The 12,382-nt window shown below is 37.4% G+C and carries 5 protein-coding genes; 2 read left to right on the plus strand and 3 right to left on the minus strand.

Annotated elements, in window-relative coordinates; all coding sequences use genetic code 11:
• Positions 1 to 522 precede the first annotated feature (522 nt).
• Entirely contained in the window at positions 523 to 1,281 is a 759-nt protein-coding gene (locus tag ASG21_RS06830) for a helix-turn-helix transcriptional regulator (RefSeq protein WP_056077390.1), read from the minus strand.
• Between the two features lie 277 nt (positions 1,282 to 1,558).
• Between ASG21_RS06830 and ASG21_RS06840 the strand changes: the two genes are divergently transcribed.
• Positions 1,559 to 6,460 carry a PKD domain-containing protein gene (locus ASG21_RS06840; RefSeq protein WP_082482377.1) on the plus strand — a complete coding sequence of 1,634 codons (4,902 nt, stop codon included), beginning with the start codon at positions 1,559 to 1,561 and terminating at the stop codon, positions 6,458 to 6,460.
• Between the two features lie 100 nt (positions 6,461 to 6,560).
• Positions 6,561 to 8,441, plus strand: coding sequence for a T9SS type A sorting domain-containing protein (locus tag ASG21_RS06845; protein WP_056077401.1), 1,881 nt, complete (start codon positions 6,561 to 6,563; stop codon positions 8,439 to 8,441).
• 1,547 nt (positions 8,442 to 9,988) lie between these two features.
• On the opposite strand, the gene ASG21_RS06860 is transcribed toward ASG21_RS06845, so the two are convergent.
• Both ASG21_RS06860 and ASG21_RS06865 read right to left on the minus strand, forming a co-directional pair.
• Entirely contained in the window at positions 9,989 to 10,519 is a 531-nt protein-coding gene (locus ASG21_RS06860; RefSeq protein WP_056077411.1) for a hypothetical protein, read from the minus strand.
• An 18-nt stretch (positions 10,520 to 10,537) separates the two neighbouring features.
• On the minus strand, positions 10,538 to 11,995 hold the full coding sequence (locus tag ASG21_RS06865) for an SdrD B-like domain-containing protein (protein WP_056077414.1): 1,458 nt from the start codon (positions 11,993 to 11,995) through the stop codon (positions 10,538 to 10,540).
• Between the last annotated feature and the right edge of the window lie 387 nt (positions 11,996 to 12,382).

The raw sequence follows: 12,382 nt of genomic DNA on the forward strand, positions 1-12,382 counted from the left end.
AGATCGTATGGACTTCTCATTTCCAAATTATGACCCTGAGCTCGTTGCCTAAGAAATCGCTCCCAGAATCGTGGATTTGTTCTCGCCCGCGAAGAATAGTTACTAGCAAATCATTGGCTGTCTCATCCTGATAATATTATTTTTATTATTATCCCTGCGAAAAAATCTCTTCTTTCACTGTGTTTTTATTCAGCTTTTTAGAGTATTGATAATTTCAGATAAATTGTTATGTTAATTTTTACATCAACGAACCGCCTGTATGTCCGATATAGCCTATATATCCAAACCCCATAAGGATACCCACATTATATGATTCGTTGTAGGGTTTCTGATGTTTCTCTCTGTGAAGTTTACCTCCTTCCGATCATACTTGTCAGCATACCGGGAATCTTGAAAGTATCATTAAAAATTGAAGCTTAAATATTCTAAAAGTTGTTATCAGAAATTCTAAAATTTCCTTAAAATAAGTCTTCGGACTGCAATTTTAACCATTTATAACTTAGTTAATCTCATATCTCGTCGCTATATCATATTATTGGTAACAGCGTAAGCCAGAGCTTCAGAAATGTTTTTTACATCCAGTTTTTCGAGTAGTTTCCTTCTGTGCCATTTGACGGTATCAATTGACAAGTGTACTTTATCTGCAATTTCTGGAATTGTAAGTCCCTGAAGATAGAATCTAAGAACGTCAATCTCTTTTGTTGTCAGTTTTTTCTTAATAGTCTTTGAAAGTTTTCCCTGATGAAGATCATATTTCCAAACAATATCTGATAGATGTGACGAAATTTGAATGTTACCGGAACATTTTTGTAGTGATAATGATAAATGTACGATAGCAGTACGAATGTGACCATTCTGCGTGAGTTCTATTGGAATTATTTTGTGATTGAGAAGTATTTCTTTTTTTTCCTCATTCATGACATGAACATCGTAGTTGGTAATGTAGTTGATTCTTTCATCAGCAGGTAACTGTTGATAATACGGAAGCACTACTTTACTGATGATGCTTAATATTCTGTGGTCTGCCTGGATAGTTATGTTTTTATTCAGACAAATTCCATGTTCCTTATCGTTTTCACATTTAAACTCATTGATGTATAAGAGGCTTTGAGGACAATAACTCACGTTGTTTTCCTCAAAATCAACAACGAAGATTTTACCATAGGTTGCTCTAGTTAGTGCTTCAATAGTTTTATTAAATGTTGAATTGCAGAAGGAATGATTGTTAACGGAGGTAATTGGCTCATCACATCCACTGGAATGGCTGTAAGTTTCTTTCATGCTAAAGTTTTTGGTTGGTGCTGTAAAACTACACTAAAGTGTAATAATAATCTAATAAAAAGGAAATATTTTTATGAAAAATTAACGCCATGTCCCAAATCACTACCGTTTTTCCCAATTATACTTATCCTTGCAAGGATTGCCATTTCTCACAAATTGGATTTTACACAAAATATTTCACTAATAATTCTTTTAATAACTCTTTAGAGATAGATAAAATGATCTGACACCCTTTTATTCTCATCTCTGAAATTAATTCACCATAATAATTATTTATATGAAAAACCAAATCTATTTTGGTAGAATGCATCTCTTCAGATGCCTTCTGCTCATCTGGCTTGTTTGCCCTTGGGTAATGCAAGCCCAAATTGGAACTCACATCACCTCAAATTTCCAGGTTGGCTGTACCGATTACAGGGGAGGAAAAGAAGACGAGTTCGATAACGGCGTTACTTACGAGCAAATTGCGCCTTCACCCTGCATTAAAGTATGTGCAGGAAGTCAGGTAACCTACACTGCTAATGGACAGAATATTTCTAATGTCCAGTGGAGTGCTTCCGGTGGATCAGTAGGAAATATTTCAGGCACGGGTAATACTGTAGCTGTTATAACATGGAATGGTATCACAGGAAGCGGTTCTGTAGAAGCTTTAATAACTTACAGTAACGGAACGACGGAAACGCAAACAGTATGTATTGAAAAGATTAATAAACCAACAGCCGGATTTTCGATGATGAATCTTGATGTCAGGGTTTGTAAGGGAACTGTTATCCACTTTGATAATCTTTCTCAGGACAACGGGGGAGCAGAAATTATAAGCTACTTCTGGAATTTTGGAGATAATTCTCCTACGGCTACTTCTACTGCTTTCGAGCCAACACATACATTTGACCAGCCTGGAGCATATCAGGTTAGTCTTACTGTGACCAATAAATGTGGATGCTCGGATACTTACACGATGGATATCGAAGTTCTGCAATCTACACCTGTTCAAATTAACTGCGCTTCAGTTGTCTGTGAAGGAAGTCGTGAGAAATACAGCGTCCAGGATGGTTGTAAAGACGGAGAATGGAAGGTGATTGGTGGAAATATTGTTGCAAACAATGGAAACGAAATCGAAGTTATCTGGGATCAAGTAGACCCTGCGGATGGTTTTGGATATGTAATGTATAAATCTAAATGCGGATGCGAGGAGTGGACAACCATTAAAATCCCTGTGATTTTATCAAATGGTCAAATCCAGGGACCTCCGGTAGTGTGTAAAGACAAGCAGTATATTTACTCATTACCACAATGGCCGACGACCAATTTCCAATGGAATATGTCTGGTCCCGGCGGACAATTAATCTATAACCAACAAAGGAATGAAGTGATTTTTCAGGGGTCACAACCTGGAACTTACACATTATGGTGCTCCTACAGAAATACACTTTTACTTTGTGAGGGGTATGCGTCGATGACTATTATTGTTGAAGAACCAGTTGCGGTAAGTGGGGGTAGCGATGAAGTCTGTGTTGGAGCAAGCCAAACGTTTACAGCAAGTCCTAATGTCCCGGTTTCTTGGACAGTTACATCCGGAACTAGTACGGTGTACACATCTCCTTTGACAACTCAGCCATTTACTTACCAGTTTACAACAGCAGGATATTATTCTGTAACAGCTTCAAAACAAGGTGGAGGTTGTGAAAGCAATGCACGATTTGTAAAAGTTCTTGCGCCTCCCGCAGCTCCAACCGGAACAATCACCGGAGATAATTTAGTTTGCGCAGGAAAACCATATGTATACAATCTTAACCCTGTTAACAGCGGAACAGTACCTGTGTGGGATGTTATTGGTGGAGTGATCCAGGGCAGCAATACCGGTAACTCAGTTACCATAGTATTTAACGCCGGGGCACCGAATTATACTATATCTGTACGTAATAAATCGTTGAGTGCGGCGGGTTGTCTGTCAAACCCAATTACAAAAACAGTATCACCAATAGATTTAAACACAGTATCAGTTAGTCCAAATGGGGGAACCTATTGTCCAAGTAGTTCACAGACTTTTACAGCTAATTTAAACGGTATTGTTCCAGATACAATGGAATGGTATTTTGACAACGAAAACTTTGGAAGTTTTGCCAATGGTCAAGGTACTGCAAGTGTGATCATCAATTTCAATGAAATCTCTACCACGCCCAATACGGTTTTACATCTAAAAATTGTTAAATGCGGAGTACAGAAAATAATTGATATCCCTGTTTCGTTATATACTTTACCTCCAGTGAATTTTATAAGCACTGGGGCGATTTGCTTGGGTTCTGATTTGACCTTCGATATTAATGAAGGAAGTATTCCTGCTGGAACGAATGTGACATTTACATTTGCGAACACAACTGTTTATCCAACCCAGACAAACGGATCAGGACATTATGTTTTTGCAAATAACGGATACATTCAAAATAATTCCGGAGCTAATGTATCACAAACAGTAACTGTTACATATAGCGGCTCAGGAGTTTGCAGTTATACACCTACTGCAAGCGCAACATTCACAGTCTTTCCTCAAACATTTATAACAGTTTCCCCAGTTTATAATATTGTAGTTTGCGATCCATCAACAATTACACCGTACACGCTTACGGCAAATAGTTCAACTGGTTTGACGAATACTACTGGATGGGAATGGTTTCACAATGGAAGCTCGGTAGGCACTGGCACTACTTATATGCTTTCGGGTTCTAACATTTTTGGGACATACTATGTTCAGGCAACAGATCAAAATGGATGTATAGTTCGTTCACCTGAAATAAAAGTTACACAGGATTGCTCCACAAATGGATGTACAGCTGATCCGCAGATTAATTTTACCCCATCTTGGACGAGTTGCAATACAATCAATGTAAGCAATGTGAGTTACATCGGTACTCCTGATGAAATCCAGTGGGGTAGTGACAGTGTTTTGACTTTGGTTTCCGGCCAGGGTACACTTTCTCCGGTATATAATACAACTTTGGCTGGAGCACATATCGTCTTTCTTAAATTACGATATGGCAACTGCTGGTACAGCACAGGATATGAAGTTCGTAAAAAATATGAACCTAAATTTAACGTAAGCACTACTTGTAATGGAAGTGGTTATACAGTTACACTACATAATACCTCAACCATATTTGATATCACATCACCAATTAATTATCAATTCAGTGGAGGTGGGCAACCAAGTCAAAATGGGCAAGCTGCTACCTATAATTTGGCTTCAGGAACATATACTTTCACGATGACGATGCAGGGAGGTGGTTTCCCGCTTTGTTCAACAACCCAGACCATAACATTAGAGCCTTTACCATCTACAAATATTTCAGTTCCAGGTCAAGCTTGCCAGGGAGAGGTAATTACCTTGCAGGTGCCTGGGAATTATTCTCCTAATAATGTTTACACGTGGTATTATAATCTAACTTCTTTCGTAACTTCAGATGCAATTGCTAAAGTTACATTTAATACCAGTGGACCAAAAGATGTACAGCTGAAAATTAAAACACCAAATGGCTGTGAGTTTTGGTCATCTGTAGAACCTGTCCTGATACATTCCAATATAATGTCCGGAAATTATTTTCCATTTAATCAAACAGGTTGCGTAGGTAACGGACCAACAATTAATTTTTACTCCACTACACCCCTTACTCCAGTCTCATATATTTGGATGAATGGATCACAGCAGGTTCCTAATGCGTCTAATTCATCATCTTTTACACCTACTGAATCTGGTAGTTACTGGCCTATTTTAGTCTCTTCTCAGGGATGTCAATCAAATTTGATGAGTAGTAATCCAGCAACTATAACATTGCTTAACGCGCCGTATGTTAATATATCTGCCAAAGCAAATATTTGTGCTAATCAATCCACCACATTAACAGGAATTGTAACGGATAACAATGTGGAGTATCGTTGGGGTGTTAATGCTCCGCCGAGCGGACCATGGACATTAATGCCAGTTCCGGCACCAATTATATACAATACCGTTTCTTTAGCTGCGGGAACATATACTTATTATTTAGAAGTTCGTCCTGCCGGAACAACGAACGGTTGTGTAGGATCGAAGAGTTTTACAGTAAATGTAAGTAATCCCCCTGCTACACCAGTAATAAGTTTCTCATTACAAAGCTGTCAGCCTTATAAAGTTTTGTTGACCGCTTCTGGTCCATCCACTGGACAATATAATTGGAGCAACGGCATGACAGGTCAGTCTATTGAAGTATTTGAAGGAGGTGCTTATCAGGTAACCTATACAGCTCCAAGCGGATGTAAAGTTTCCAGTCAGATTCAGGTACCTTTGAGTATTGAAAGTCTGATGTGGGTATTTCCAACAGGATGTTACGATGAATGTAGAGGTGACCGATATGTTATTGGTCCAAAGGGAATTTTTGACAGTCACGAGTGGCAGCTGTTTGGAAATAATATTCAAAGTGGTGTCAATGACTTTATATATCCGTTGTTTATGAGCAATTCCGGGACGTATCAGTTGCAGATTGACCAATTGGGATGTCAGGTAACTTCAGGGACAATGAACTTCTATCCTGGAGTGGAATGTGGCATTGAGCCTGAATGTAAGTTTGATGCTCATGTCGAATCAGTTAAATGGAACGGAGATCACTTTATATTGTCAGGTGTGATTAATAATTACTCAGGTCAAGCCATGACAATAACTATTTCGAGTTTAAATGGATGGGGAAGTTACATACCTTCAGTTATAACTATTCCTCCTGGTGGAACCTATGATATGTTTACCAACCCAATAGCATTTTATCCTAATCCGACATTCCCTGGTGGTGCAGATGAAATATTTTTTGATGCTGGAAATGGATGTAAATTCATAACCAAAGTTGAAATACCTGATTACATTGGTAAGGCAACAAATCAGAAATATGTTTCTTCCTCAATTTCTGAACCTTTGATGAAAATTTTTCCAAATCCTGCCAAAGAGAAAGTTACAGTTTCCTTTAATACGGGTAATGATAAGGAAAAGGCAAAACAGATTCAGATTTTTGATGTAAGGGGATCGGTGAAATATACCAAAGAATTAAAATCTTCATCCGGTGAATTGGAAATTCAGGTTGATGATTGGCTTCAGGGTGTATATATCGTGATCATCCATACTGATGGCAAAGCATTACAAGGAAAATTATTAAAAAAATAATTGATAAAAAAGTGAATAATAAATGCAGTGTTTTATAAATAAACACTGCATTTTCATAATTATTTATTAAGTTTGAGTAACAAATACAAAATATCTAAATATGCAGAAATCTTTAAAGAAATGGTGGACATTTTTAGTTGTCTTACCAGGCTTAATTTTTAGCCAAACCTATCAATGGCAATGGGCTAAGCAGGCGGGGGGACAAACCGGTTCTGGAAATTCCGGTTTTACTTATACTGTAGATGAATCTATAAGGGATATTGCTGTCGATAATGATAATAACACCTATTATTTAGCAAAAATTTGGAATCAGGGTCAAAACGTTGATGGGACATCAGTACCAAATTATGGAAATAGTGATTTAATTATATACTCTACAGATTGTCAAGGGGTTTTAAGATGGAGTACGGTAATTGGAGGGACTGGTAATCTTGATTCTGCATGGAATATTGAGGTTGATAATAGTGGTGGAATATATCTTTTAGCAAGTCTTTGGAATGAAGGATATTCTTATAATTCAGGTACAGTTCCAACACATTTAGATAATAGTCAATCACTACCAGCGATTGCTGCAATGGATGCGACAACTCAAGATGTAGGATTTAAAACATCTTATCTGTTAAAATACAATTCATCTACCGGTGGTTTAGTTTGGAATAAGCCCTTACAAGGCAATGTAAATTTTCTACTACGTCAAAGTGATTCTCAAATGATGTGTATGGATTCATCAAAAAATATTCATGCCATTTTGGGATTTAAAGCAGGAACGCATTTGGATGGTCTTATCACTGTTCCTTCAAGTTTCACCAGTACTTATCAATATTACTTAGTAAAATTTAATTATGATAGTACAACCGGGAATATGACACCTGCAACTCCTGTTCTTTTGCCAATTACAGGAAGTCTTTATCCAGGACTTGAACACGGTAAAGTAAATATGGTATATGATGAAGCTTTGAATCGTTATTATTTAGCAGGAACGAGAGGGGATTTTGGTACTTTGATTGATTTTTCGTTTAACAACATTCCGATTACAAAAGAAGCATATCTTATTGCTTTTAATGTCAACGGAAGTACGGTTACTGAAGCATGGCGAAAAGAACTGAACAGTGGAATTACAACAATTCTTGATGATGAAATCCATTCTATAATTAAAGATTCCAGTTCCTCTGATATTTACATTTCAGGCAGATATTATTCTGATACGTCAACACCTGTAACATTTGGAAGTTACACTTTTCCAACTGTCAGCTATAATATTCAAAGACATTTTGTTATGAAGCTTAATTCATCGGGGGTTGTTCAATGGTCTAAACTTCCGGACAGTATCCCTGCTCAGGTGAACGGTACTGCATATCGTTTTATGAAAGGCAGAGTTGTTCAAAATGGCAATGAGATTGGTTTTGCCCATGGCAGTGCCGGATCAGTTTGGGGGAATTTTTCCTTTGTTCGACCTAGTGGATATGGTGCAGATCCCATTCTGGTACGTTTGAACAAAGACTCGGGTGCTGTCCTTGGCATGGGGGAGGTCTGGAGCAATGCCGGAACTGTAGATGAGTTTACTGCAATAACAGTAGATAATGACGGGAACTATGTTTTAGGTGGCTTTTTCCATCAGCAATTATTTACGGATGCCAATGACAATATACCAACCATGGCTATTAATGTTACAGCAGGAAAATCTCAGAATTTCTTTACGAAATATGCAAAATCTGCATGTAGCAATTTATCTGTAGAAGAAAATTCTGTTGATGCAGGTTTACAGTTTTATCCAAATCCCGTTCAGGATTTCCTTACGATTAAAAGTAAAAATATACTTGAAAGCTATGAAGTGTATTCTTCTGTGGGGCATAGTGTTTTAAGAGGAAGCTTAGGGAATACAAATGCACAAATTAATATGAGTGCATTGACAGCTGGTGTTTATTATGTGAAAGTGAAAACGGAGACGGCTGTTGTGACGGAGAAGATTATTAAAAAGTAATCTGGAAAGACATAATAAGGCAAAAAACCGCAAAGAAGTTCTCTTTGTGGTTTTTTATTGAAAGTAGTGATGATGATCACAGTGTAATCTTTTTACTGTCTTGTAAGCCTGATAAGTTTGGCTATATATTATAATGAAAATGATTAAAGTAAGATTTCTTAACAGTTCATACATCTTTGTAAAGTTCACCGTCTCACGTAATTGTCAATTCCCAACTGTCCCATTTTTTTTGTATGTAAGGGTTAAAGTGCATTTAATCTCAGAATGCTTTTGGATTGATATTATAAATTCTTTTGGAGGTGACAATGCAGAACCTATAATGGAAAATGTGGCTTTTGGTGAAAACGCAGCTATGGTAGCTTATGAAAGTGCATTAACAATGGAAACCTTTTCCTCGAAGTTGACACTATCCCACAAAATGTGTAAGTTAAAAAGTTAGGGCTTGGATTTTATAATCTGAGCCTTTCTTCAAAAATAAGCATAAATTGGTTGAGAACAATACCCCAATTCTGGATAGGTACTATTTTGGCTATCAGATGATTGCAACTCGTATATCACAAATTCCGACCCATAGATTTAAAATTGATGTTTATGCCGAATATGCTGAGCTGGCTCAGTTATTAGATCAAGATGTTAAGTATATTGTTAAGAATATCGATTTAACGCCAGCTGAAGGGCGTTCTACTGTAGATCGCAAGGGTATGTACACGCACCTTCTTCATCAACCCAGGTTAATAATATGTGCGCAGTACTTATAGAACAGCAGATGTATATATTCCAGCAGTCCGGCAATAAAAATGTTATAGTAAGTTGTCTAAGTTGCACATTCAGGCCTTACAGAACAATTCTAATTTATGAGATGTATGGAACATTTTCCTACAAGACGACTATATGAGCGAGTATACCCCATCAGAAAGCGTTGAATCTGAAATGTACTGTATACATATTGACCACTTCAGCGGAGCTTCCATATTGTTAATTGTATAGACTCTAATTATGATAGAGCTTTTTATTTTAACTTATCGAGGTAAATAAGATCGTTTAAAAAAAATCTATTGAATTTTTTTTCATTCTGCAATTGCACAACATTTTTCTTTTTTTTAATAAGAAAACAAAATAACAGCAACAACATTATGAAAAGTATTTTTTATAATTTATTTTCTGTTATTGAATGATAATCAAATGCAAACGACAGAACAAATGCAGAAATAGTGATAGACAAATTATATGCTTTTCTGAAACAACATAATAACTTGATGTAAGGCGAAAGTCGAAGCACTTGTCATCGAGGTCAAAAGAGATCTTAATATGTATCCTTAAATTTTCAAGCAAAAATACCACGATTAACCATATTTCAAAACTCATTCTTAATTACAGTTGCAGGTTCTATACTAAAAAAGCTGCGTCTAAAAGACGCAGCTACCAACTAAAAACTAAAGCTTATATATATTATAAAACTTTATTCAAACTACTAATTCGATCAGCCAACTAATTTTTTTGATCTGAAATGTGCACGCGATTACTTAAGCCTACCTTAATCATTCATGCTATTTCCAATAGCTCCAGGTACTTCCGTCGTAGACAGCAAGCATTCCGGAATCTGTATCATAAACCATAGTCCCTGCAATAGAACCCTTTAAAGAAGTTTGAGGGTTACTGACTTTGGGAAGTACCAATGCCTTGGTCGTTGATTCAAGAACCAGTACACCAGGCTTCAAACTCGAATCTTTACCAATTATTACACCATTATTACCGGAAAAGTCACCGCCTGCATTTGAAAAACTATGTAGTTTTCCCTGAACACTGTTTTGGGTCAAATTGGTCCAGTTTTCAACGGTATTATTTTTTTCTTCCTTCACTTTTACAGATTTATCAGCAGCATCGAATATGAATGTACCTCCTGCAGCCAAGGCAGAAGTGCTTACCTGTGGCAGTATTATTCCTTTTGGTTCGTTCCCGAATTCAAGCAGTATACTGCTGTTGGTAATTGCTGTTGTTCCTATCCCTATTTGTGCGTTTACACTGTGTGACGCAAGTGTGATCACAATTAACTGTGTTACGTATAATATCTTTTTCATAATTTTTTTATTTTCAATTTATTCTTCATTACATCCCCTAACGATACAGTTCCAGCCGACACGTGATTTATCAACTCCGGGATTGCTTCCTCTGAAGATCTGCACGCACTTCAAATCTGTATTGTAAATCATCATTCCTTCAACTGCAGAAAGCGCGTTTCTTTGGGCAGTAGTCATGTGAGTAATGACCAGACCTTTGGAATCTGAATCTAAAACCAAGTGTCCGTTCGGAACATTGGTGGGCCATTTGTCAACAGATATCGCTCTCTTTGTTAAGATTCCCATTTTTGCGTATCCTGCAGGGACACCACTCAGACCAGGTTTTACGCAAGGCAGTCTGTAGAGTCCGAAATTTTTATTCTGAACCGGTGAATCTGAGATCTGTACACTTAAGCTGTTGGATAAGGTTCCCTCGCTGTTCCCTACAATCTCATATCCAGACGGAGTGCTCACTGTAACGGTGTAATTTCCTCCAAGTACATTTTGAAAAGAGTAGAAACCATTAGAGTCGCTCACTGTTGTGGCTACGGTATTTCCGCTGCTGTTTTTTAAGCTGAGCGTAACATTGGAGAAAGGAAGGCCATTTGGTGCTCCTCCGTTATTATCTTTAAAAACAGTTCCGCTGACCGGCATACGGAGACTGATCGAATTTTTGTTGTAGGCAGTAAAAGAAAGGTCACTCTGACCTGAGAATATTTGAGTGAATCTTGAAACCTGACCTGCATTGGAAGCTGTAATTCCCAGATCGGACCAGTCAAGAGCCAATATTCGTACGTCTCTGGTATTATTGCTGTCATTTGGGCCAACGGTAGTATTGTAGGTAATCGGTGATGCACTTGCATTGTAAAATTTCCACCTGAATAATCCAAGACTTGTGACTGTAGACAAATCCACACTATATTCATTTCCAATAACTACTCCGGCGCTGTTTCTGAATGAATAGCGGTCTTGAACGTTGCTTATCTGACCCATCTGCGTGATGAGAAGATCAGGAATCCCGTCACCGATAGATGAAACATTAATGTCCTGGATCTGGTAATTGATTTCTGCACTTGAAGGAAAATTAAAAATGGCTGTTCCAATATCCAAACCATTAATTCCGTCGGTTAAATACTGTGAAAGAGGTTGAGATACGGGGATCGGACTTATGTCTCCGTCTCCTCCGAAAGCTCTACCTATACCGATAAAGGTACTGCTTCCCGGTGCCGGGTTTGACGTGATAGGTAGTGCAGCAAAGTTTCCAGCTGTAAAGACTATTCCCTTTGAGGTCAGCAAACTGTTGTTCACACCTGTGGAATATACTGTATTTCCAAGTTTAAAAGCCAGTAAATTATGACTGTTGTTTGGAATAAGTTGATTATTGGTGTTGCTTTCCCAGTATCCGTTAAAATCTGTGTAAATCTTCGATGGAACAGATTGGGCAAAAGTAGTAAGGGGTATTACTGATAATAATAGGCGAATGTATGATGCTTTCATGTAAGTATGTAAGAGATTAGATCAGCATAGTATGCAGACCAGAATTGGTTTCGCTCAAGTTTTTAGTTGTAAAGTTTAGAAATTCATAAATCATTCATCATGATCAGTCTGCAGATCGCAGAATAGAGTCGATATGGCTCCATCTGTGATAATAGGGCAGTCTTAATTATGAGGACTGATAAAGAATGAGAATGTTTTTTTAGTTTATCCGTGAGAATGAGTAGCTGAATTTTCAGGTAGGACAGTCGAAGACCTTTGTATGAGATATTAAGTTTACTCGGATAGCAGAAACTGATTTTGGATAATCAGCTGATTTGGTAACTCTGTACCTAGTGACACAGGGTATAGGGGTAACTTTATTAGTAACCATTTTTTTTTTTTTTTTTT

This window comes from Chryseobacterium sp. Leaf394, assembly GCF_001424105.1.
Taxonomy (GTDB): Bacteria; Bacteroidota; Bacteroidia; order Flavobacteriales; family Weeksellaceae; genus Chryseobacterium.